Consider the following 22,530-nt stretch of genomic DNA (forward strand, 5'->3'; position numbering starts at 1 on the left):
AGGGGATTCCCGTGATCGCCATCGCCACCGTCCTGTTCGCCTTCCCGCTCGGCTTCTTCCTGCGGAACCGGCTCGTCGCGCACATCGCGTACATCGCGATCTACGGCTACTGCTTCACGTTCCAGACGCTGTACCTGATGAGGTCCTGGGTCGGCGGGAGCCATGAAGCGTTCCCCGCCGACCCGAACCAGTTGCCGATCGCGTACGGCGTGGTCACCGGCGGGATCTACCTCGTCGGCAACCTGCTCGTCGTGCTCGGCTACCGCGTCGGCAGCCGGCGCCGTACCCGGGCCGTGGACCTCGACCCGGTCAAGTGACGCGTCGCCTGGCCCGCCCGGGTCAGGCGAGTTCCAGTTCGGTCGCCGGGCGGGCCGGGACCTCGCCGTACGTCGTGGTGCGCTGCCGCGCCGGGCGTCCGGCGGCGTCCGCCATCGCGGTCAGCTCGGCGATCGACTTGCGGCTGCCGTGCTTGGAACCGGCCATCCGGCTGATGGTCTCTTCCATCAGCGTGCCGCCGATGTCGTTCACGCCGCCGTTCAGCACCGCGACACAGCCGTCGACGCCGAGTTTCACCCAGGAACACTGGATGTTGTCGATCCGGCCGTGCAGCATGATCCGCGCCATCGCGTGCACCGCCCGGTTCTCGTCGTACGTCGGGCCCGGGCGGGCGATGCCGGCCAGGTAGATCGGCGAGTTCTGGTGGATGAACGGCAGCAGCACGAACTCGGTGAAGCCGCCGGTCTTGTCCTGCACCGCGGCGATCGTACGCAGGTGCTGCACCCAGTGGTGCGGGGCGTCCACGTGGCCGTACATCATCGTCGAGCTGGACGGCAGGCCGACCCGGTGCGCGGTACTGATCACCTCGATCCAGCTTGCCGTCGGCAACTTTCCCTTGGTGAGGATCCAGCGCACGTCGTCGTCGAGGATCTCGGCGGCGGTGCCGGGGATGCTGTCCAGGCCGGCCTCCTTCACCGAGACCAGGAACTCCTCGATGGACAGACCGGTGCGCACCGAGCCGTTGATGATCTCCATCGGGGAGTACGCGTGCACGTGCATGTCCGGGACCCGGTCCTTCACCGCGCGGACGAGATCGGCGTACGCCGTACCCGGGAGGTCGGGGTGGATGCCGCCCTGCATGCACACCTCGGTCGCGCCGATCACCCAGGCTTCCTCGGCCCGCTGCCCGACCTCGTCCATCGAGAGCGAGTACGCGTCGGCGTCGCTCCGCCGCTGCGCGAACGCACAGAACCGGCAGCCGGTGTAACAGACGTTGGTGAAGTTGATGTTCCGGTTCACCACATACGTGACGTCGTCCCCGACCGTTGCCTTCCGCAACCCGTCCGCAATCCCCGCCAGCTCGTCCAGCGCCGGCCCGGTCACCGTCATTAACGTCAACGCTTGCGCGTCGGAGAGGCCGGCGGGGTCACGCTCGGCGGCCGCCAGCGCCGCTTTGACGTCACCTTCCAGACGTTCTGGAGCCGTGCGGCCGGCGACGTCCTCGCGGAGGGTGTCCCAGTCGCCGTACGCGGCGTTGAAGTCGGAGCGGGTCTCGGTGCGGCGGCCCTCGGTGTCGATGGCGGTGTGGAGGTCGGTGCGGCCGACGCTGTCCCAGCCGCCGTCGGGCTCCTGCCACGGGAGACCGACGGGCATCGCCGCCTCGTCGGCCAGGCCCGTGGCCGGGTCGACCAGCGCCTCGACGTGCGAGATCAGCCGCGGGTCAAGCCACGGCTCCCGCAGGTACTCCGGGTGCGCCGTCAACCGCTCCCGCAACACGAACCCCGCGTCCGCGGTCACCTTCGCGAGATCGTCGATCTGCGGCCACGGCCGCTCCGGGTTCACATGATCCGGCGTCAACGGCGACACTCCACCGAAGTCGTCGACCCCGGCGTCCAGCAACTTCCGGCATTCGTCGAGATCGACCAGGTTCGGCGGCGCCTGTACCCGCACCCGCGGCCCGAGCACGATCCGGGTCGCGGCGATCGCCGCCAGCCACTCGTCCAGCGGTACGTCGGCGTCGTTCCGCATCGCCGTGTCCGGCTTCACCCGGAACCCCTGGATGATGATCTCCTGCAGCCCGTTGTACTGCCGCGCGATCTTCCGCAGCGCGAATACGGATTCCGCGCGTTCCGAGAGCGTCTCCCCGATCCCGATCAGCAGCCCGGTCGTGAACGGCACGTTCGACCGCCCGGCGTCCTCGAGCACCCGCAACCGGACGGCCGGGTCCTTGTCCGGCGACCCGAAGTGCGGCTGGCCCTTCTCCTCGAACAGCCGTCGCGACGTGGTCTCGAGCATCATTCCCATGCTCGGCGCGACCGGCTTCAGCCGCTGCAGGTCCTGCCAGGACATCACGCCCGGGTTCAGGTGCGGCAGCAGCCCGGTCTCCTCGAGCACCCGGATCGCCATCGCCCGTACGTAGTCCAGCGTGCTGTCGTACCCGGCCTCCTCCAGCCACGTCCGGGCCGCGTCCCACCGCTGCTCCGGCGCGTCCCCGAGCGTGAACAGCGCCTCCTTGCAGCCCATCGCCGCACCCTGCCGCGCGATCTCCAGCACCTCGTCCGGTGACAGGTACGGCGCGTGCACCCGGCCGGGGGTGGTCGCGAACGTGCAGTAGTGGCAGCGGTCCCGGCACAGCCGCGTGAGCGGGATGAAGACCTTCTTCGAGTACGTGATCACGCCGGGCCGGCCGGCGTCGGCCAGGCCCTGGTCGCGGACCCGTGCCGCGGTCGCCATCAGTGCGGTGAGGGCGTCGCCGGTCGCGCCGAGCAGCACCTCCACCTCCGCGGGGTCGAGGGTCTTGCCGTCGTCCGCACGCTTCAGCGCGCGCCGCATCGCAGTCGTCAGTTCAGTGGCCACGGAATCCGAGAATAAGTTGCCGAAATCGGTTGATCCCGCGATTCCGGGAACCAAAATCAATCCGTACGGACGTCCTGATAGTTTGCTGTTCGTGCAGGTCAGACAGGGTGCCGATGGCCGCCGCAGGCGCGGTGAGCAGCGCCGGAGCGCGCTGCTGACGGCAACCCTGGCCGTGATAGAACGCGACGGAGTCGCAGGTGTGAGCCATCGCGCCGTGGCGGCCGAGGCTGATGTCTCGCTCGCCTCGATCACCTACCACTTCCCGACCCTGGACGCCCTGCTGGTCGCGGCGCTGCAGTCGGCCGCGGAGGATCTCGCCGTCGAGCTGGACAGTCGTGGAAGCGAGCTGGGCGCCCGCCCGGCCGACGAGTTGGCTCGCCTGATCGAGCACAGCGTCGTACGGCGTCGTGGCCGGACGCTGGCGCTCTACGAGCTGTACCTGTACGCGGCGCGACGGCCCGAGCTACGGGAGTCGGCGCGGGCGTGGCTGGAGCCGCTGACCGAGATCGCCCGCGCCTTCACCGCCGACCCTGAGAAGGCGCGCCTGCTGGTCGCGGCGCTCGACGGACTGTTGATGCAGGCGCTGATCGGCGCGCGGAAGGTCGACCGGCGGGACCTTGCCGCGCTGCTCGAAGTGCTGAGGTAGCGCGGGAGCTACCTACGGTCGGGTGTGCAGGCCAGCGTACGGCGAGGTTCCGGGCGGTTGGCTGGACGAATGCTGAGGTTGTCTGTCGGAGCGCTGCGGACCAGGTGGCAGTTGTTCGCCGGCGCGGTGGTGGCCGTCGCACTCGGGGTCGGACTGGTGCAGTCGGACCTGCAGTTGCTGGCGGCGACCGATCACCCGGTGCTCCCGCCCGGGTTGTCGGCGTACCAGCGGGCACAGGTCCGCGAGGGGTACGTCGGCGCCGCGACACTGCTCGGGATGTCGGTCATGCTCGCCGTCTTCCTGAGCGTGTTCATCGTGAGTACGACGTTCGGGTTCATGACTGTGCAGCGGCGCCGCGAGTTCGGGCTGCTCCGGCTGGTCGGGGCGCAGCGCGGCTACTTGTGCGTGATGGTGGTGGTCGAGGCCGCGCTGCTCGGAGCAGCCGGCAGCGTGCTCGGCGTACCGGTCGGGACTCTCGCGACGTGGGCGCAGTCGTGGTTGCTGGTCGAGCTGGGGATGCTGCCGTCGTGGTTCGACGCACCGTGGGACGCGGGTGCGGTCTGGGCGGCAATGGTCATCGGCGTCTGTACGGCGTTGGCCGGCGTGCTCGCCGCGGCCTGGCGGGCGTCGCGGATCCGGCCGCTGGAGGCCGTCGTCGAGGGGCGATCGGCGCGCCAGGTGATGACGGGGTGGCGCTGGTTCTGGGGGCTGTCGGCCGCGTTCTGCACCGTACTGCTGGTGATCGCCGCGCAGGCCGCACGGGATCTCGTCGCCGGGTTGATGATCGGGCTGGTCGTGATGATCAGCGGGTCCGTCGCGTTGAGCCAGCTGAGCCCCGTCGTCGTACCGCTGGCCGGCCGGCTGCCCGCGATCGTTGTCCGCGGCAACCTGATCGCGGACCTTGCCCGGGCCGGCGTGCTGCACGCGGTACGCCGGAGTGCGGCGACCGCGGCGCCGCTGATCGTGCTGGTCGGTCTGGTGGTCGGGATGTGGGGCACGTTCGGGTCGCTCGCGAAGGCTGTCGGCGTCGAGGAGCAACGGTTGATCACCGCCGACGTCGTACTCGATCACCCGGTCGCGGCCGGTCCGGGAATCGCGGCCGCGTCGGTGCAGACCGCCGTACCGATCGTCGTCACGCGCGGCCGGAAGACCGTGTATTCCGAGGCGATCGGGATCGATCCGGCGGCGTACCAGGCGACGCACAAGCTGCGTCCGCGCAAGGGATCGCTGGACCGGCTGACCGGGAACACGATCGCCATCGGGCCGGGGATGGCGGTCGAGGGCTACAAGCTCGGGTCGACGCTCACGGTTGCGCTCGGCAACAAACAGATCACCGTCCTGGTGGTCGCGATCATGCCGGAAACGCTGGACGTCAGCGAGAACTTCTTCATTCCGCGGACCTTGCTGCCGGCCGGCGGGCGGACCGAGACGCTGGTGAAGCTCGCGCCGGGCGGGACGCTGGACGGGCAGCCCGTGAAGAAGTGGGCGGCCGCACGAGGGGAGGCTCAGCAGCGCAGCAACGCCGACCTTTTCGCCGCGCTGATGGGCCTGGCCGGGATCTTCACGGCGGTAGCGGTCGTCAACGCGGTCGTCATGTCGACGGCCGACCGGCGGCAGGAGTTCACGCTGTCGCGGCTGGCCGGGTTGACCCGCGGGCAGGTCGTCACGGTCGCGGTCGTCGAATCGGCAACCGTTGTCGTGGTCGGCGTACTGCTCGGTTCCGTGGTCGCGGCGGCCGCGCTGGCGGGGATCGCGGCCGGTCCTTACGGCCTTGCTGCGTTGGCGATTCCGTGGCGGCTGCTGGGGCTGATCTTCGGGGCGGCCCTGGTCGTGGTCGGCGGTACGGCGGCGCTCACCGCTTCGCGCGCGACGTCTCGCCCGCTCGGCACATCCCGAGGATGATGACGTGATGGAACGGCCGGACCAGGTTGTAGTAGAACCGCCCGGCCGGCCGCAGGAACTTCACCAGCGTCACGACCTTGAAGGTCGCGGGCCGCTCGTTGTCGGTGATGAACGCGAGGTATCCGACGAGGTGGTTGTCGGTGACCTCGAGCAGCAGGTAGCGGTCCTCCTCGCCGCGCTTCACGGTGAAGAACGCGTTCTTCTCGCCCGGCGTGAAGCTGACCGTTTCCGGCCGCGTCCGGCGCGAGTCCGGTACGCCCGTGGTTTCCAGCCGGAGTACGGCGGCGACGGCCATCCGGGCGGCGAACAATCCCTTGACCCACAAGGGGCTGTAGCTCAACGCGCCCGCGACGAACTCCCGCAGCGTGAGGTCCGCGCGCGCCGTCTTCACGTCGATCTCGTCGACGACCGGCACCAGGTCGTCGAGCTCGTGCAGTGTGGTGGTCATCCGTCCCTCCACTAGTCGATGAGCCGCAGGACGAGGTCGTAGATCTCCCGCACGTCCCGCTTGCCGATCGGCGGCACGACCTGCTCGGCACCGATCAGGATCAGGTACAGCAACTGCGCGAACCGATCCGGATCCACGTCCGTCTCCAGCCCACGACACAACTTCTTCAGGTACGCCGTCCGCGCCTTGTCCACCCGCTCCTGCGCGGCCCGCACGTCGGCATCCTGCAACGCCCACGCCCGAACGGCGATCTCCAACGCGGCACTGTCCGGATCCGACAACACCAGCCGCAACAGGTGCTGCAGCTTGGCGCCCGCGTCGTCCGTCCCCTCGACCAGGTCGATCAACCGCGTCGTGTACCGCATCTCGAAGTACTCCAGCAACGCCGCCTTGTACCCCGAAGCCCCTTTGAAATGGTGGTAGTACGACCCCTTGGTCACCCCCAACGCCCCGGTCAACCGCTCAATCGTCACCACCGGCGCCCCCTCCGCCGCCAGCAACTCCAACCCAGCGTCCAACCACTCCGTCCGACTCACCATGCCAAAACCATACCATACCGTTTGGTATGGTCAATCGACTGTCACCGCGGTGATGTTTGTGGTGCCTTCGAGGACTGTTAGTTGGTGGGTGGTGGTGTTGAAGGTGCCGAAGGCGTTTCCGGTGGACCAGAAGAGCTTTTCCTGGTTGGGGAGGCGGGGGGTGAAGTGCATGGTGCCGGTGTGGGCGTTGTAGGTGAAGCCGGTGAGTTGGACGACAGCGCCCCAGGACGCCATCGCGCGGGCGTAGTGGTGGCCGCATTCGGCCTCGTCGTACGGGTTGCGGCGTTCGCCGTCGTACCGCCGGCGGATGTCGGTGATCACCGTGAGGCCCTCGTCGACCAGGCCTTCGGAGATCAGGCCGACGGCGAGGATGTGCTCGAAGCCGGTCATCACCTCGGTGAAGTAGGGGAACGGGCGTTCCGGGCGGTTTCCGCGCGGGTAGCTGCACATCAGTACGGCGGACTCGTCGGCGCCGAGCACGTAGCTGCGCATGTGGTTGAAGTGCCCGGCGAACCCGGACAGCCCGTTGTGGCGGACGATGCTGCGCAAGGTCGTCGCGACGTGCTCCTCGTCGAGCAGCGTCCCGAGCTGGGTGATCCGCGCGAGGTGCTGCCCGACCAGCTGGTCGACCAGGCAGCCGTCGCCCAGCTGCAGCACGGGATGCGTCGGATCCGGCGCACCGGCCCGTTCGCGCAGACCGGGCGCGATGTCGTCGGCGGACGCCGGCGGCCGGATCTCGTGCCGGTAGTACTCGCCGTTGAACAGGTGCGAGTCCATCCACGCGCTGCCGCTCTCGAAGAGCTTCCGGCACTGCCCCGCGAAGTCCGGGTCGCCAAGGTACGTCGCCAGCTCCTCGCACGCGCGCAACGCAGCCAGGTACCACGACTGCATCTGCGGATTCGGCCCGTAGTACTCGACGTCCATCGTGTTGTGCTGGCAGCCCTCCATCACGCCGTCGCGGTCCGCGTCCCACCCGCCCGGGATCCAGCAGAACTCGAGCGCCCGCCGCGCCGCCGGCCACAGCGACCGGAGCAGGTCGTCGTCACCGCTCAGCCGCCAGTCCCGGTACAGCTTCACCAGGCACCCGAGCTGCCCGTCCGCGGCCGCGACGTTCCAGTCGCGAGCCTTCGTCCCGAGTGGCAGCCCGACCCGGAAGCTCATCAGGCCGTTCTCGTCGGTCGCCTGCGCGAACTCGACCTCCCGCAGCGACCGCGCGATCTCGCCGAACAGGAACGGCGTCGCCTGCTCGTAGTTCCACACGTGCGTACAACTCCCGAAGCAACTGCCCTCGTGGTCCGAGCAGCCCTCCCACCCGAAGAACCGCCCGTCCGGCGTTCGGAAAACGGTCTGCGTCCGCAGCGTGCTGAGGTTGAACAGCGCCGCTTCCTGCACGTCGCCGGGCAGATCGCTCGACAGGAACGCGTCGACGAACCCGACAGTACGGCGCTCCAGCTCGTCCAGCTGCGGCGCGAACTGCCGCAGCGCGTCCCACGCGTCGTCGTACAGCGTCGTGTAGTGGTTGCCGACGTCCTCCGGGTTCTCCCACCCGCGCCGGTTCGGGAAGTGCCACGCGAGCACGAACGTGAACCGTTCGGTCGCCCCGGCGCCGACGGTACGCCGGTCCGCGACCGAGGCGACGGGTGTCTCCGACTCGCTCGGCCGCTCGTCGAGCCGGCCGTCCGCGGTCAAGTCGTCCCAGAAGTCGAGCAGGCTGTCGCCCCAGGTCCGATCGGCCCAGCCGGTACGCCGGGACACGTCGACCCCGTCGAGTACGCCGATCGCGATCGAACCGAACTGCTCCGCGTCCGCCGGGACCCCGCGGCTGCGCAGCAGCACACCGGACGGTTCGACCGCGGTGTTGTAGTTGCCGGCAGCAACGTCGTACGTGCCATCCCGCCCGACGAAGTTCTGCAGCGATCCCGCCAGCGAGACGGTCAGCGGCGACGCGGTCCGGTTCGTGACAGCGAACCGCAGGACCGCGACCGGCCACGAGCTCGCCGCCACATCGGTCGGCACGAACGGGTTGAACGCCTCCAGGTCAACCTCCACCGGTACGTCGGCATCCCGCAACGACAGCCGCCCGAACGGGTACGCCGTCGCGAACGCGGCCTCCCGGAAGCGCGGCAGCCCGTGGTTCTGCGCCCCGCTGCCGTGCGCGCCCTCGTACTCGCTGAGGTCCAGCGGCCCCTCGACCGCCCGCGCGACCACCGTCCCGTCGGCGGACGCGGTCCGGATCGCGAAGAACGCCGTACCGGGGTGGAAGCCCTTCGCGGGACGGTTCACGATCTCCCAGTCGCGGAGGTTGCCGCGGCCGCCGAGGCTGACCGTGCCGGTGCCGATGCCGCCGAGCGGCAGGGCGATCCGGCGCAGGTGACGTCCGGTGTACGTGCGCAGGGTTGGCCACATACCTACCGACCCTAGACGCGAAAGCCCGCCGGAGAAATCGTTCTCCGGCGGGTTGCGTAGACCAATCAGGCGTCGGCGACGGTGAGTGCCTCGGCCTCGACCTCGGAGTGGTTGGCCGGCACCCGCAGGTGCGACAGCGGCTTCCAGCCGGTGGCGAGGACGCCGACCGCGAGCAGGACCGCGAACGCCCCGACGTAGAACGGCAGCTGGATGTTGAACTCCTCGCCGAGCTTCCCGGCCAGCCACGGGGCGACCGCGCCGCCGGAGAACCGGACGAAGGAGTACGCAGCGGAGGCGGTCCCGCGCTCGACCGGCGCCGCGCCCATCACGGCCTCGGTGATCAGCGTGTTGTTGATGCCGAGGAACAGGCCCGCGACGATCACGCCGATCGCGAGCACCGGCTTGTGGTGCGCGTACACGCCCATCACCGCGAGGTCGACGGCGAACAGGAATAGTACGGTCATCGCGACCGGCAGCGTTCCGAACCGGGCCTGCAGACGAGGCGCCACGAACACCGAGGTGAAGGCCAGGCAGATGCCCCAGCCGAAGAAGATCAGCCCGATCTGCCGCGCCGACATCGCCAGCGGGAACGGCGTGAACGCGAGCAGCGTGAAGAACCCGAAGTTGTAGAGCAGCGCGGTGACGGCCACGGTCGCCAGCGACCGGTGCCGAAGTGCCTTCAGCGGCTCGATGATCGACGTACGGCGGGCCTGCGGGGGCGAGGCGGGCAGCAGGAACGCGGTCGCGGCGAGCGCGATCGTCATCAGGACGGCGACGCCGAAGAACGGGCCGCGCCAGGAGATCGTGCCGAGCTCACCGCCGACCAGCGGGCCGGCCGCGATGCCGACACCGAGGGCGGCCTCGTACAGGATGATCGCCTCGGCGACCGAGCCGGACGCCGAGTTCACGATGGTGGCGAGGGCGGTCGCGATGAACAGCGCGTTCCCGAGACCCCAGCCGGCCCGGAACGCGACGATCATGCCGATCGAGTTCGACAGGCCCGCCAGTGCGCTGAACACGACGATGATGGCCAGGCCGATCAGCAGGGTGCGCTTGGCGCCGATCCGGCTCGAGACCGCGCCGGTGATCAGCATCGCCACCCCGATCACCGCCATGTAACTGGTGAACAGCAGCGAGACCTGGGACGGGCTCGCGTGCAGCTGCTCGGCGATCGGCTTGAGGATCGGGTCCACCAGGCCGATGCCCATGAAAGCGATCACGCAGGCGAACGCGACCGCCCAGACGGATTTGGGCTGCTTCAGGAACGACGAGTTGCTCACCGGGGTGTGTCCTCCAACGATTCAAGGGTGAGAAGTCTGTGGATGACGGCGACGGCCGCCTCCAGGGTGGCGAGGTCGGCCGCGGGCAGCTGACGCAGCTGCGCCGAGAGCGCCTCACCGGCCTGCCGGCGGGCGCTGCGCAGCTCGGCGAGACCCGCGTCGGTGAGGCTGATCAGGCTGGCCCGGGAGTCGGCCGGGTCCGGTGCACGCAGCACCGACCCCTGCTCCTCGAGCCGCTGCACCAGATTGGACATGGTCGGCTGCGACGTACGGTCCGCCTTCGCCAACTCACTGATCCGGGCCTCCCCGAGCTCGTCGAGCCGCCCCAGCACGCGCATCGCGGCATGCGGCAGCGTGTTCACGTTCCGGGTGGCCAGCCGCGACAACCGCGTCGAGGCCACCACCATCTCTTCACCGAGCCGAGTCAGGTCAGTTGCGATCACAACCACAAATATACATAGCTTTACTATGTATTTCTACCTCAAGCACCCGGGAACCAGCTCACTGACTCGTGTAACGCGGTGCCGAGCGGGGCGATAGAGGTAGGAGCGCGGGCCGGGTGGCGGTCGCGGCGGGAGAGCTGGGGACAGGGTGCGGATCTCGAGGATCGTGGCGGCGGCCGTTTCGGCGGTCGTGCTGGTGGCAGGGGCGCAGGTCGAGGCGGCCTGGGCCGTGGGTGAGCCGTCCGTGGCCGTCGTCAGTCCAGCAGCGAACAGTTCGCTGCCGTTGGGCGACGTACCGGTGACGGTGGCGGTCGACCTGGGTGGGGCCGCGTCCGGGCGGGTCGATGTCACGCTGGCCTGGAACATCAACGGGTCGGTCGAGATCCCGGCCGGGACCTGTGACAACGGCTGCGAGGCAACCGTCACACTCCGGATCGGCGACTGGGACGTCCCGTTCGACGGGTCGAATTCGGTGGGAGCGAAGCTGACCACCTCCGACGGCGTCACGGTGTACGGCGGGAACGCTGTCTCGTTCCAGGCGCCGAGCCGGGTCTCGGACGTCCGGTACGTCCGGGACGGGCAGCAGTACAGCGACGCCGTGGCCGACAACAGCGGGCAGTTCCGCATCACCACGCAGTACCTGAGCAGTCCGGACGACGTCGCCGAGCTCCGCCTGGTCGACTACCGGACCGAGACGACCTTGCTGACGGCAACGACACCGTTCTCGGTCAAGTGGGGGACGGCGTACTACGGCCTCGCCGACCTCGACTTCAGCGCGGTGCCTAGCGGCAGCTATCGGCTCGACGTGAAGGGCCGGAACGCCGCCGGGTACTACGAGTCCGGTGAGTACTTCTGGGTGCAGGTGAATCACGCGAACCCGGCCGCCTTCGACACCGGCGTGGACGAACCCGACGTCGCCCCCGGCAGTGTCAGCGGCAACCTGGTCATCACCGGGCCGCTGCTCAGCGGCAGCAGGCCGGACCAGGTCCGGATGACGATCGACGGCGTCGACCGGCATGTGTTCGTGACGCCCTCTGGCTGGAACCCGGGGAACTGGCAGACGGCGATCAAGCAGACAGTGCAGTTCACGATGGACGGGCCGGTGCTCGGCGTCGGTACCTACAAGATCAACCTGCGCCTGCTCGACACCGCCGGCCGCGTGATCGGTACGCCGACGGACAAGACGCTGGTCGTCACCGACTTCACCGCGAGCCTGACGGCGTCGAAGCTGGTTGTCGGCCGTCCGGGGACCGTGACCATGAGCGCCGACCCGCCGAAGAGCGACCCGCTCGACGACTGCGGCCTGAGCCTGCGGGAGGCGGCGCAGACCACCTGGCGGTCGGTCGGCAACTGGTGCCTGAACCCGCCGGTCCAGAGCCTGCGGAAGACGGCTGTGGTCAGCCCGCGGAACGCCGGAACGGCCACGTTCGGGCTCAACCTCGCAGCCCGTGGGTACTACAAGGGCTTCACGTTCCCCGTTCCGGTGTACGCCGAGCGGCGCGCGACCGTCTCGGCTCCGGCGGTGCCGTACGGCGGGCGCGGCACCGCGAAGGTCGTCGTCCAGGATCTGCGCACGTACGGCACCTGGTCCGCGGCTCCGGCCGGCATTACCGTGTACCTGCAGCGGCAGACCGTCGGAACGACGCGTTGGGTGACGCTCGGGTCGGCGAAGTCCGCGACCGGCGGCGTCGCCTCAATTCCCTTCACCAGTGCGACGAACGGCGCCTTCCGGGCGGTACTCGCGTCGAGCGTTCCCGGCGAGACCGTGATCACGAAGCCGATCGGCGCGGTGTCCAGCGCGACCGTAGGCTGGCGGATCGCCCCGCGGACTGCCGTCCGCGGGCGCGCCGTGAGCTACCAGGCGATCGCCACGCCGTACGACGTGGGCGCGATCGCCTCGCTGCAGGTCCGGAAAGCTGGGGCGACCAAGTGGACGACTGTCCGGACCGTCAAGGTCCCCAGCAACAGGATCGCGGTCTTCGGGTACGCGTTCCCGAGTGCCGGTTCCTGGGCGGTCCGCGTGTATCGGCCGGCGACCACGCAGCACGCGGCCGGCTTGTCCATGGCCCTCGGCGTGAAGGTCAGCTGACCGGTCAGTCGCCTGCTTCGAGGCAGAACTCGTTGTTTTCCGGGTCGGTGAGGATTACCCAGCCGCCGGGGGACTTGGTGCGGCGGTCGTCCTGGATGTGGGCGCCCAGGGACTGGAGGCGAGCGAGTTCGGCGTCTTGGGAGCCGTCGTGGGGGACGAGGTCCAGGTGGAGGCGGTTCTTGGTGGCCTTGGCTTCGGGGACGCGGACGAAGACCAGGCTGACGCCGCCTTCGCCGCCGACCGTCCAGAACGGGTTGCCGGGCATGTCGTGGAAGCTGGCGGGACGGCGGGTGACCTGGCTCCAGAAGGCGGCCAGGCGTTGCGGATCGGTGCTGTCGAAGGTGATGTTCAGGATCGCGCTGCGCATGGTGCCTCCTAGATGGTGGTGTCTCGAGCGTGGACCGGTACGGCGAGGTTGATCAACCGGTGACGGGGTTGCCGGCCGCGGTGCGGAACAACGCCACGGGGAGGCTGCCGCGGTGCAGGATGTGCGGGATGTCGGCCCACGGGTAGAGCGGCTCGGTGGCGTTGAGGTTGCGGAGGCGGTGCAGGGCGCGTTCGGTGGGGGTGGACAGGCCGGCCGCGGCGGCGGGGGAGTACGGAATGAAGTCCTCGGGAGGTTGCGGTTTCATCTCCGGGTCGTGGCGCTTCAGCAGGATGCAGGTGTCGGCCGGGTCGAGGAGGTCGGCGTCGAGGGTCCAGTAGTCGATGACGACCGGTCCGATCCGGCCGGATTCCTGCATGGCCTCGAAGATCGGGGCGGGGTGCACCGGCGACAGGAACACCACGTCGGCCCAGCCGCACCCGAGCGGGTACACCGGGGTGGCCAGCCGCTCCGGGCGCCCGTCGTACTTGCGGACCTCGCGCTCGTACACGTCGGGGTAGCGGTGCCGGAGCTGGTTGAGGGGGAGGATCTCGTCTCCGCGGATCTTGCCCGCGGCTTTGTAGAGAAGGGTCATACAAAGAAGCCTCCGCACACGGGAACCGTGCCGGAGGCTGCATCTTTAATTATACGTGATCAGGTCGGCGCCGCGCACGGTCAAGCGGTACACCACCTTGTGGCCGTCGCGCAGACCGACGATCAACCCGGCTTCCCGGAGGATCCGCAGATGCCTGCCCACGGTGCCCAGTGAGAGCCCGAGTTCGGCGGCGAGCTCGGTCGCGGTGGCCGGGCGGGAGAGCCGGTCAAGCAGTTCGGCATCGTGCTCACCGCGCGGATGGTCCCGATGCTGTGCTTCGTGCTGATCGGCGGCGCGGTCGCCGACCGGATTCCCCGGCGTACGGTGCTCGTCGCGGCGCACGCGGGCGCGGCCGTCGCTCAGGGCGCGGTCGCCGTACTGCTGATCACGCACCACTACAGCCTTGTCGTGATCAGCGTGTTGAGTGCGGTCAACGGGGTCCTGGACGCGTTCACTTCGCCGGCTTTGCGCGGGATGGTTGCGGAGCTGGTGGAGAAGGAGCAGCTTCGGAAAGCGAACTCTGTGCTGAGCTCGATCCGGAACGGCACCAAGATCGTCGGGCCGGCGGTGGCCGGGGTGCTGGTCGCGACGGTGGGGAGTGGGCCGACGATCGCGGTCGACGCTGTCAGCTATCTGCTGGCGGCGCTGCTCCTGAGCCGGCTGCGCGTGGCCGCGCCGATGATGCGCCGGACCGCGCCGGTCAACGGCTGGCAGGAGTTCCGCAGGATCCGCTGGGTGTGGGTGGTCACGGCGTCGTTCGCGGTGATGAACTTCGCGCAGACGGGTGTCTGGCAGGTTCTCGGCCCGCCGCTCACGGGGGAGAAGCTGTGGGGTTTCACGCTGAGCGCGCGCGGCGTCGGGCTGCTGGTGATGAGTGCCGTCATGTATCGCCTGGTCCTGCGGCACCTGCTGCGGACCGGTCAGATCCTCAGCGTTCTCGGTGCGTTGCCGCTCGTCGCGCTCGGTCTTGGCGCCGGGCCGGTCTGGGTGCTCGGTACGGCGTTCGCGGCCGGCGTCGGCTTCTCGATCTCGGGGATCAGCTGGGACACGTCCTTGCAGGAGCACGTCGATCGTGGCGTCCTGTCGCGGATCGCGTCGATCGACGACCTGCTGTCGTTCGTCGCGATTCCCGCCGGAACGCTGGCGGCCGGACCCCTCGCCGATCGGTTCGGGGCCCGGCACGTCACGCTCGTCGCGGCGGTCGTGTACGCGGCCGCGGCGTGGAGTTCGTTGCTGGTCAGGGATGTGAGGGACTTGCCGCACGGTGCCGAGCGGGGGCCACTTCCACGACGGGGTTGGTCATCCGGCCGATCCCGGTGACCTCCATGACGACGGTGTCGCCGGGGACGAGGTACTGCGTAGGCACCATCTGGTACGCGCAGCCGCCGGGTGTGCCGAGGCTGATGATGTCGCCGGGTTCGAGCGTGATGCCGCGGGAAAGCTCCGCGACAACGGTTTCCGGGGCGAAGATCATGTTTCCGGCGGCCTCTTCCTGCCGTACGTCGTCGTTGACGAGCAACCGCAGTACGACGTCGTCGAGCGCGGGCATCGCGTCCGCGGTGGTGATCGCCGGGCCGACGGGGCAGTAGCTGTCCTGGCCCTTCCCGTACAGGAACTGGCTCGTCCGCCACTGCAGCTCGCGGGCGCTGACGTCGTTCACGACCGTGTAGCCGAAGATGTGCTCGGCGGCCTGTTCGCGCGGGATCCAGGTGCCGCCCTTGCCGATCACGATCGCCAGCTCGATCTCGTAGTCCAGCGTCGCGGTCAGCCGGCTGTCGTGCCGGATCGGCTGGTCCGGGCCGATCACCGACGTGACCGGCTTGGTGAAGAACAGCGGTACGTCGGGGATGTCGGGCGCGAGGCCCAGTGCGGTGGCGTTCTGCTCGACGTGGGACCGGTAGTTCAGGCCGACGCAGTACACGCTCTTCACCGGGCGCGGGATCGGCGCCCGGAGCTGGACGGAGTCGAGCGGGCGGACGAACTCGGCCCGGTCGAGCAGGTCGCGGGCGATCTTCAGCCCGTCGTCGCCGGACGCGATCAGGGCCGGCATCGACCGCAGCCGCGGGTCGTCCACCGCGGCCGCGGTGAGGTCGAGGACGCTGTCGTCGGTGATCAGCGCGCCGAGCCGGTCGGCTCCGTCGGTATCGTCGGGCGCGAACGTGACAAGTCTCATGAGGCTCTCCGATTCAGAAGGACGGTCCCGTATCCGGGGAGTTGCAGGGGGCGGCCGGCCAGCCGGAGCGCGTGCCACAGCGTGATCGCGACGCTGTCGAACACCGGTACGCCGAGCTCGGCCTCGAGCGGTTCCGCGAGCGCGGCGCCGTACACGTTGGTGCACAGCACCGCGACGCCGTCCACGCCGGCACCGACGGCACGCAGTTGCGTCGCGACGTCGGACGGAGGGACCCGGGCGAACGCCTCGTTGTCGCTGATCCCCAGCGCGGAGTCGTGGAGGACGTCGACGCCCTCGGCCAGGTAGACCGCGACGATCCGCTCGTTGACGTCCGCCGTGTACGGCGTGGCCAGGCCGAGCCGGTGTACGTCGTACGCGTCGAAGGCGGCGAGCATCGCCAGCGTCGAGGTGGTCGCCGGTACGCCGGTCGCGGCCGCGATCTCGGCGGTCAGCCGGTGGTCGTGGTCGGCGCCGAGCCAGGAACCCGCGGTCCCGTTCCAGACGACCACGTCGACGCGGGCGTCGGCGAGCTGGCGGGCCGCGGCGACCATCGCGTCGGACCTGAACTGCTGGTCCGAGCCGGCGTCCACCGCGATCCGGGTCACCGGGACGCGGGCGAAGTGCACGGTCACCTCGGGGTGCGCGCCGAGGATCCGGTACGTCGTAGGCTCCAGGCAGGTGTTCGACGAGGGCGTGATCATGCCGATGCGGGCAGCGGGAGACATCCGGCTCCTTGGAATCCGGTATACCAACTTTCTGCCACTGTAAGGCGACCCGAAAGGTGCGTCAAGACCTGCCGGTGCGGCCTGGAAGTGGGCTACCGTATCCCGTGTGAACACTTCTGCGGGAGCCGGACGCGCCTCGGGCCGGCGGGTCAACCTGAACTCCGACTACCGGCCGCTCCGGGAGCGGGTGCGGGACGAGATCCGGGAACGGATCATCAACGGTGATTATGCCCCCGGGGCACGGATCATCGAGCGCGAGATCGCCGACGAGCTCGGGGTGTCCCGGATCCCGATCCGGGAGTCGCTGCGGATGCTCGAGATCGAGGGCTTCGTCGCCGTGCTGCCGCGCAAGGGCGTGGTCGTCAAGCAGCTGTCGGAGAGCGACGTGGTGAAGCTCTTCGAGGTCCGCGAGGCGCTCGAGGTGTGCGCGACCCGGCTGGCCGCGTCGAACGCGTCGGACGCCGACATCACCCGGCTGCGGAAGCTGCTCGAGCGTGCCGAGCAGGCCGACGCGAAGGGTGCCGTCGACAAGGTCCAGCAGGCGAACGTCGGCTTCCACGACGAGCTGATCAAGATCTGCGGGAACGAGATCCTCGGCGGGCTGCTCGAGCCGCTGCAGGGCCGGCTGCACTGGCTGTTCCGCCAGCACGCGCACCCGGGCGACCTGGTCGCCGAGCACCGCGCGCTGCTCGAGGCGGTCGCGTCGCGTGACCCGGAGCGGGCCACGGAGGCCGCGATGGCGCACGTCCAGACCAACCGCGAGCGCGCTCTCAAGTGGTTGTTCCACACCGAGGAGAAGGCCGAAGAAGCCTAGTCCACAAGGCTTTTCGGGATTCGTCCATTGACGTCCGGAATTCTGTCGATCTAATCTCATTTGGTATACGGCATCCCAGATGAGAGGACCTCGGTGATGGCCAAGGACATCAAGATCTGTATCGGCGTCGACGTGGACGCGGTGGCCGGCTGGTTGGGTTCGTACGGCGGGGAGGACTCGCCGAACGACATCCAGCGCGGCGTTTTCGCCGGTGAGGTGGGCTCTCCCCGGCTGCTCAAGCTGTTCGAGCGGTACGACATCCCGACCACCTGGTTCATCCCGGGGCACTCGATCGAGACGTTTCCCGCGCAGATGCAGGCGGTCGCCGACGCCGGGCACGAGATCGGTGCCCACGGCTACTGCCACGAGAACCCGGTGGCGATGACGCCGGAGCAGGAGCGCGAGGTGCTGCTGCACAGCATCGACCTGGTCGAGAAGCTCAGCGGCCGCCGCCCGCGCGGGTACGTCGCGCCGTGGTGGGAGATGAGCGAGTCGACGTCGGCACTGCTGCTGGAGAACGGATTCTCCTACGACCACTCGCAGAACTACAACGACTTCGTGCCGTTCTACGCCCGGGTCGGCGACGCCTGGACGAAGATCGACTTCGGCAAGCAGGCCACCGACTGGATGAAGCCGCTGCAGCACGGGCACGAGGTGGACCTGGTCGAGTTCTGCGGCAACTGGTACGTCGACGACCTGCCGCCGATGATGTTCAACAAGCATGCCGCGAACAGCCACGGCTACGTGTCGCCGCGCGACATCGAGCAGCTCTGGAACGACCAGTTCGACTGGGTCGTCCGCGAGCTCGACTACGGCGTCTTCGGCGTCACGCTGCACCCGGACGTGTCCGGCCGGCCGCAGGTCCTGCTGATGCTCGAGCGACTGCTGGACTACTGGAAGTCCCACGAGGGCGTCACGTTCAGCACCTTCGAGAACGCCGCCGACGACTTCCGGACGCGTTTCCCGTTCCGTGGCGCGGAGCGTCCGACCGGCGTCGGCGACCGCTGATGGGCACCAGCACCCTGCTGCTGGTCCGCAACGGCCAGACGCCCTGGAACGTCGAGCACCGCTTCCTCGGCTGGTGCGACGTAGGCCTCACCGACGCCGGCCGGGCCGAGGCCGCCCAGGGCGGACGGCTGCTGCGGGAGCGGAACGTCGTACCGGACGTCGTCCACACATCCCTGCAGCAGCGGGGGATCCGGACCGCGGAGCTGATGCTGGAGCACGCCGAGCGGTCGTGGATCCCGGTACGCCGGGACTGGCGGCTGAACGAGCGGCACTACGGAATCCTCCAGGGCCGCGAGGAGACCGTTGCCCGGAACACCTACGGGAACGCCGAGGTGACCGCGTGGCGGACCGAGCCGGACAACGCCCCGCCGCCGATCGCGGACGACGACGAGCACAGCCAGGCGCGGGACCCGCGCTACCAGGCGATCCGCGTCCCGAGGACCGAATCCCTCAACACTTCGAGGGATCGCGTCCTGCAGTACTTCGAGCAAAAGGTCCTGCCGGATCTCCACCACGGCACGGTGCTGGTCGCGACCCACGGAAACCCGCTCAGATCGCTGGTCGCACACCTGGCCGGCGTCGACCACGCGGAAATCCGGGAGCTCAACGTCCCGGGCGGTACGGCGATCGCGTACCGGCTGGACATGGACACGCTCAAGCCGATCGAACCGCCGTACCTGGTCGACGCGCAGTCGTCGCCGCTCACCCTGCCGTGACGGATCAGTCGACGACCAGCCGGGCGAGCCGCATCCGGGTGATCTTCGCGATCTCGCCCAGCGCGGTCTCGAACTCGGCCGCGGTCTCCCGCCCGGCCCGGTCCGCCAGCTGCTCCAGGATGTCCGCGGTCGTCAGCCCGCGGACAGCCAGGATGAACGGGTACCCGTGCCGGGCACGATACGCACCGGTCAGCTCCGCGAGGTGCGCGGAGTCCGTGGTGGACAAGGAGTTCAGGCCCGCCCCGGCCTGCTCCTCGTCCGAGTTCCGCGTGACCTCCGAGCGATGCGCGCGCCCGGCCAGCTCCGGGTGCGCGTTCAGGAACGCCACCTGCCGCTCACGGGGCGCCGCCAGTACGACGCTCAGCATCCGCCCGTGCAACTCGTCGACGGACGCGAACGGCCGCGACGCGAACGCGTCCTCGGCCACCCACGGCGAGTTCTCGAAGACGCCACCGAGCAGCTCGGCGAACTCCGCGGCGTCGAGCTCGTTGACCGCGGCCAGCCGGTACGGCGCCGCGGAAGCAATGTCAGTCACTGATCCTCCATCTTGGGAAACAGAATGAACTATCTGGAACGTCGCACCGGCCGGATCGCGCAACTGCTGGCCGGGCTCGCCGTGCTGGCGCTGGGCGAGGTGATGATCATCAAGGCGCACCTCGGGGTGATCCCGTGGGACGTCCTCGCGCAGGGCATGCTGCACCAGTTCGGGCTGACCATCGGCCAGTGGTCGATGATCATCGGCGGCGTGGTCCTGCTGCTCTGGATCCCGATGCGCGAGCGCCCGGGCCTCGGCACGGTCACGAACGTCGCGCTGACCGGGTTCGGCCTGGACTTCTTCACCCGGATCCTGCCCGCACCGCACGGACCGGTTGCCGCCGGCATCTTCCTCGTCGCCGGCGTGATCCTGAACGGCATCGGTACGGCGGCGTACATCGGCTCCCGGATGGGGTCCGGGCCGCGGGACGGGCTGATGACCGGGCTGGTCCGGCTGACCGGCGGATCGGTCCGCCTGGTCCGGACCTGCCTCGAGATCGCGGTGGTCACGGCCGGCGCGATCCTCGGCGGCAACCTCGGCGTCGGCACGATCGTGTTCGCGTTGAGCATCGGGATGATCGTGCACCTCACGCTGCCGTACTTCGCCCGCGCGAAGGCCGTCGTACCGCAGGCCGAACCCTGCCCGGAAGCAGCCTGAACACCACCGCGGCCCGGGTGATCCCGGGCCGCGGGCGGTGCGCTCAGAGCTGGAACAGGCCGCGCGGGAACTTCGTCAGCCATTCCGCACCCGTGCTGGTGACCAGGGCCATGTCGCCGGCGCAGACGTGGCCGACCTCGGGGGTGGTGAAGTTCGGGTGTACCTCGATCACCATGCCTTCGACGATCGTCACGCCGTCCTCGCCGTCGCGGGACTTGTCCCGGCGGGCGTTCAGGTCGCGGGCCATTCCGGGCTCCACGTAGTTCAGCCCGAGGCCGTGGCAGGACTGGAACCGGAACGGGTCCTTGTCCCGTTCGTACGGGCAGAACTTGTCGATCCCGCTCTCGATCGCGTCGCTGACCGTGTGCAGTTTCGCTCCCGGCACCATCGCGGCCAGTCCGGCGTCCTGGATCTCGATCAGGTGCTCGGCGTACTCGCGGAGCTTGGCCGACGGCTTGCCCCGGACGCCGATCCGCAGGCCCTGCGCGAAGTACCCCTGGTAGCTCAGGTTGGTGCCGAGCTGGACCCGGTCGTTCGGGCCGACCGGCTTGGCGATCTCCATCGCCTCCATGTACGTCGTCACCGGGTGCTCGTCGAGCGTCAGCCAGGTGCCCGGCGTACCGGCGCCGAGCAGCCGGCCGGTGTTCTCGATGGTCGCCATCAGTCGGTCGCCGGTCATCCCGTCGGCGACCGCGCCCGCCATCGCGGCCTGGATCATCGCGTCCGAGATCCCGGCGCCGATCCGGTGCATCTCGATCTCCTCCGGGTCCCGGACCAGCCGCATCGCGTCCAGCGTCGGCTCGGCGTCGACCTGCGGGTGGCCGTCGAGGGCGGCGTACAGGTCGACGGCCAGCGGGTACGGGACCTCGCCGAAGCCGAAGGTCGCGACCCGGCCCGGGGCGAGCCGGCGAACGTGATCGGAAACCGTCTTTCCCCAGCCGGTGGCCGCGCCGGCGCGTTCGATGTCGCCGAACCAGCTCGACCGGAGCTCGAACGCGCGGGTGTCGTGCGGGCCCATCGTGATGATCGACGCGGTGCCCTCGCGGGGCAGCACGACCATCGCGGGCAGGCCGGAGGACGTCCAGCCGGTCAGGTAGCGCACGTACCCCGCGGTGAGCGTCCGCGAGCCCATCCAGCCCGGTGCGCCGTACCCGATCAGGACGTCGACGTCCTGCTCGGCCATCCACCCGCGCACCCGGTCGAGCCGCTTGCGCAGCACCTCCACGGGAATCTCATGGGTCATCTGTCTCTGCTCCTATCGGTTATCCCACCTGGGCAAGCTCGGTCGACGCCTCGACGACGGCGATGTACGCCGCGCTCGCGACCGCGACGGAGTTCCACTGCTCGAGCCCGAACGGACGGCGCGAATGCTCCTCGAAGCTCTCCACCTCGCCGCGCCGGACCCGGTCCTCGTGCGCGTCGACGAGCTGGGAGTAGGCGAGGAACTCATCCACGCCAAGGTCCGGATGTCCCTGGAAATACAGGGGATTCGAGAGCTCGGTCAGCATCGACATCGGCGGCTCGCCGGGACGTCGTACGTCGTCGCACTCCAGCGTCAGCCGCAGCTCCGGGTTGTGCGCGAGCAGCAGCGGCACGATCGCGGCGAAGTCGACCACGCCCGCGCCGCACGGCCGCAGCTGGTACTCGGCACCGTCGGGCACCCAGCGCAGCGCGGCGTCCTTGAGATGGGTCTGCCGGACGTACGGCGCGACCCGGCGCGCGGTGTGCACCGGGTGCTCCGCGCGGTGCAGCATGTTCGCGGTGTCGTACACGATGCCGACGACGTCCGGGCCGACCTCCTCGACGATCCGGACCAGCTCGAACGAGGTGATCTCCTCGTGCGTCTCCAGGTTCAGGTGCACCCCGAGGTCGCGCACGATCGGAGCAAGCGTGGTCAGAAATCCGGAAATCGCGGCGAGCTGACGGCTCCACGCGACGTCGGTGCGGAACCGGTCGAACCCGAGGATGCCGGCGTACTGCGGTTTGTAGTTCGCGGTCCCGGCCCACAGGTCGGTGAGCCCGATCGCCGCGGCCGCCTCGACCGTACGGCGGATCCCGAGCACCACGTCGCCGTTGCCGAAGGCCCGTAGTTCCGGAGTTTCCGCGGCCGCGAACGGGTTGACCTTGCCGAGCCCACCCTCCAGGTACAGCCCGGTCGCGTCCGCGTGCGAGCGGATCTCCCGGAGCAGGCCCGGATCGAGGGTCGGGCTGATGTCGAAGAGCGTGCGGAAGAAGACGCCGCCGGCGCCCAGCGCGACGGCGTGGTCGAGGACGGCGTGCGGCCCCCGCCGGGTGATCTCCGGCGGGAAGTGGCGCGCGTCGAGGCCGACGCCCATG

At 69.4% G+C, this 22,530-nt stretch carries 23 protein-coding genes; 9 read left to right on the forward strand and 14 right to left on the reverse strand.

Annotated features, from left to right (window positions below):
- Window positions 1-11 precede the first annotated feature (11 nt).
- A complete protein-coding gene (locus ACFV9C_RS18365; RefSeq protein WP_380195026.1) occupies window positions 12-317 on the forward strand; it encodes a hypothetical protein in 306 nt (101 codons plus the stop codon).
- 22 nt (window positions 318-339) lie between these two features.
- On the opposite strand, the gene ACFV9C_RS18370 is transcribed toward ACFV9C_RS18365, so the two are convergent.
- Window positions 340-2,853, reverse strand: coding sequence for a bifunctional FO biosynthesis protein CofGH (locus ACFV9C_RS18370; RefSeq protein ID WP_380195028.1), 2,514 nt, complete (start codon window positions 2,851-2,853; stop codon window positions 340-342).
- A 91-nt stretch (window positions 2,854-2,944) separates the two neighbouring features.
- Here ACFV9C_RS18370 and ACFV9C_RS18375 point away from each other — a divergent pair, with 91 nt between their 5' ends.
- On the forward strand, window positions 2,945-3,499 hold the full coding sequence (locus tag ACFV9C_RS18375; RefSeq protein WP_380195030.1) for a TetR/AcrR family transcriptional regulator: 555 nt from the start codon (window positions 2,945-2,947) through the stop codon (window positions 3,497-3,499).
- A 69-nt stretch (window positions 3,500-3,568) separates the two neighbouring features.
- Window positions 3,569-5,401 (forward strand): ABC transporter permease, encoded by a 1,833-nt coding sequence (locus tag ACFV9C_RS18380; protein WP_380195032.1) that lies wholly within the window; start codon window positions 3,569-3,571, stop codon window positions 5,399-5,401.
- Here ACFV9C_RS18380 and ACFV9C_RS18385 read toward each other — a convergent pair.
- The 5 genes from ACFV9C_RS18385 to ACFV9C_RS18405 all read right to left on the reverse strand — a co-directional run bounded on the left by ACFV9C_RS18385 (window position 5,352) and on the right by ACFV9C_RS18405 (window position 10,517).
- Window positions 5,352-5,849: a DUF2867 domain-containing protein gene (locus ACFV9C_RS18385; protein ID WP_380195033.1), complete on the reverse strand. Its 498-nt coding sequence runs from the start codon at window positions 5,847-5,849 to the stop codon at window positions 5,352-5,354. The two genes, ACFV9C_RS18380 and ACFV9C_RS18385, sit on opposite strands and share 50 nt — an antisense overlap.
- Window positions 5,850-5,860: 11 nt before the next feature.
- Window positions 5,861-6,388: a TetR/AcrR family transcriptional regulator gene (locus tag ACFV9C_RS18390; protein WP_380195036.1), complete on the reverse strand. Its 528-nt coding sequence runs from the start codon at window positions 6,386-6,388 to the stop codon at window positions 5,861-5,863.
- A gap of 30 nt (window positions 6,389-6,418) precedes the next feature.
- Window positions 6,419-8,794, reverse strand: coding sequence for a GH116 family glycosyl-hydrolase (locus tag ACFV9C_RS18395; protein WP_380195038.1), 2,376 nt, complete (start codon window positions 8,792-8,794; stop codon window positions 6,419-6,421).
- Between the two features lie 65 nt (window positions 8,795-8,859).
- Window positions 8,860-10,074 carry an MFS transporter gene (locus tag ACFV9C_RS18400; RefSeq protein ID WP_380195040.1) on the reverse strand — a complete coding sequence of 405 codons (1,215 nt, stop codon included), beginning with the start codon at window positions 10,072-10,074 and terminating at the stop codon, window positions 8,860-8,862.
- Complete coding sequence (locus tag ACFV9C_RS18405) at window positions 10,071-10,517, reverse strand: MarR family winged helix-turn-helix transcriptional regulator (RefSeq protein ID WP_380195042.1); 447 nt, start codon at window positions 10,515-10,517, stop codon at window positions 10,071-10,073. The genes ACFV9C_RS18400 and ACFV9C_RS18405 overlap by 4 nt, the downstream gene beginning before the upstream one ends.
- A 148-nt stretch (window positions 10,518-10,665) precedes the next feature.
- Here ACFV9C_RS18405 and ACFV9C_RS18410 point away from each other — a divergent pair, with 148 nt between their 5' ends.
- Complete coding sequence (locus ACFV9C_RS18410) at window positions 10,666-12,606, forward strand: hypothetical protein (RefSeq protein ID WP_380195044.1); 1,941 nt, start codon at window positions 10,666-10,668, stop codon at window positions 12,604-12,606.
- Window positions 12,607-12,610: 4 nt separating this feature from the next.
- Here ACFV9C_RS18410 and ACFV9C_RS18415 read toward each other — a convergent pair whose 3' ends face one another.
- Genes ACFV9C_RS18415 through ACFV9C_RS18425 form a run of 3 tightly spaced genes read right to left on the reverse strand, consistent with a single transcriptional unit; the run spans window position 12,611 to window position 13,907 of the window.
- Window positions 12,611-12,973, reverse strand: coding sequence for a VOC family protein (locus tag ACFV9C_RS18415; RefSeq protein WP_380195045.1), 363 nt, complete (start codon window positions 12,971-12,973; stop codon window positions 12,611-12,613).
- Window positions 12,974-13,025: 52 nt separating this feature from the next.
- Window positions 13,026-13,565 carry a hypothetical protein gene (locus ACFV9C_RS18420; RefSeq protein WP_380195046.1) on the reverse strand — a complete coding sequence of 180 codons (540 nt, stop codon included), beginning with the start codon at window positions 13,563-13,565 and terminating at the stop codon, window positions 13,026-13,028.
- 45 nt (window positions 13,566-13,610) lie between these two features.
- The gene (locus ACFV9C_RS18425) at window positions 13,611-13,907 is read right to left on the reverse strand and encodes a winged helix-turn-helix domain-containing protein (RefSeq protein ID WP_380195507.1); all 297 of its coding nucleotides are present in this window, start codon (window positions 13,905-13,907) and stop codon (window positions 13,611-13,613) included.
- Between ACFV9C_RS18425 and ACFV9C_RS18430 the strand changes: the two genes are divergently transcribed.
- On the forward strand, window positions 13,806-14,885 hold the full coding sequence (locus ACFV9C_RS18430; protein ID WP_380195509.1) for an MFS transporter: 1,080 nt from the start codon (window positions 13,806-13,808) through the stop codon (window positions 14,883-14,885). The two genes, ACFV9C_RS18425 and ACFV9C_RS18430, sit on opposite strands and share 102 nt — an antisense overlap.
- Here ACFV9C_RS18430 and ACFV9C_RS18435 read toward each other — a convergent pair.
- Window positions 14,803-15,738, reverse strand: coding sequence for a fumarylacetoacetate hydrolase family protein (locus ACFV9C_RS18435; RefSeq protein WP_380195047.1), 936 nt, complete (start codon window positions 15,736-15,738; stop codon window positions 14,803-14,805). The two genes, ACFV9C_RS18430 and ACFV9C_RS18435, sit on opposite strands and share 83 nt — an antisense overlap.
- Window positions 15,735-16,463 carry an aspartate/glutamate racemase family protein gene (locus ACFV9C_RS18440; protein WP_380195048.1) on the reverse strand — a complete coding sequence of 243 codons (729 nt, stop codon included), beginning with the start codon at window positions 16,461-16,463 and terminating at the stop codon, window positions 15,735-15,737. Before ACFV9C_RS18440 ends, ACFV9C_RS18435 begins: the two co-directional genes overlap by 4 nt.
- 106 nt (window positions 16,464-16,569) lie before the next feature.
- Here ACFV9C_RS18440 and ACFV9C_RS18445 point away from each other — a divergent pair, with 106 nt between their 5' ends.
- From ACFV9C_RS18445 to ACFV9C_RS18455, 3 genes are all read left to right on the forward strand, one after another.
- Window positions 16,570-17,277 carry a GntR family transcriptional regulator gene (locus tag ACFV9C_RS18445; RefSeq protein WP_380195050.1) on the forward strand — a complete coding sequence of 236 codons (708 nt, stop codon included), beginning with the start codon at window positions 16,570-16,572 and terminating at the stop codon, window positions 17,275-17,277.
- A gap of 96 nt (window positions 17,278-17,373) precedes the next feature.
- Window positions 17,374-18,285, forward strand: coding sequence for a polysaccharide deacetylase (locus ACFV9C_RS18450; RefSeq protein ID WP_380195051.1), 912 nt, complete (start codon window positions 17,374-17,376; stop codon window positions 18,283-18,285).
- Window positions 18,285-19,001, forward strand: coding sequence for a 2,3-bisphosphoglycerate-dependent phosphoglycerate mutase (locus ACFV9C_RS18455; protein WP_380195053.1), 717 nt, complete (start codon window positions 18,285-18,287; stop codon window positions 18,999-19,001). Before ACFV9C_RS18450 ends, ACFV9C_RS18455 begins: the two co-directional genes overlap by 1 nt.
- A 4-nt stretch (window positions 19,002-19,005) precedes the next feature.
- On the opposite strand, the gene uraD is transcribed toward ACFV9C_RS18455, so the two are convergent.
- On the reverse strand, window positions 19,006-19,536 hold the full coding sequence (uraD, locus tag ACFV9C_RS18460; RefSeq protein ID WP_380195054.1) for a 2-oxo-4-hydroxy-4-carboxy-5-ureidoimidazoline decarboxylase: 531 nt from the start codon (window positions 19,534-19,536) through the stop codon (window positions 19,006-19,008).
- Between the two features lie 24 nt (window positions 19,537-19,560).
- Between uraD and ACFV9C_RS18465 the strand changes: the two genes are divergently transcribed.
- Window positions 19,561-20,193, forward strand: a complete 633-nt coding sequence (locus ACFV9C_RS18465; RefSeq protein WP_380195056.1) for a YitT family protein — start codon at window positions 19,561-19,563, stop codon at window positions 20,191-20,193.
- A 43-nt stretch (window positions 20,194-20,236) separates the two neighbouring features.
- Here the strand turns inward: ACFV9C_RS18465 and ACFV9C_RS18470 are convergent, their stop codons facing one another.
- Complete coding sequence (locus ACFV9C_RS18470) at window positions 20,237-21,436, reverse strand: M24 family metallopeptidase (protein ID WP_380195058.1); 1,200 nt, start codon at window positions 21,434-21,436, stop codon at window positions 20,237-20,239.
- A 19-nt stretch (window positions 21,437-21,455) separates the two neighbouring features.
- Window positions 21,456-22,529, reverse strand: coding sequence for a sugar phosphate isomerase/epimerase family protein (locus ACFV9C_RS18475; RefSeq protein WP_380195059.1), 1,074 nt, complete (start codon window positions 22,527-22,529; stop codon window positions 21,456-21,458).
- Between the last annotated feature and the right edge of the window lies 1 nt (window position 22,530).

The organism is Kribbella sp. NPDC059898 (assembly GCF_042730855.1).
GTDB lineage: Bacteria > Actinomycetota > Actinomycetes > Propionibacteriales > Kribbellaceae > Kribbella.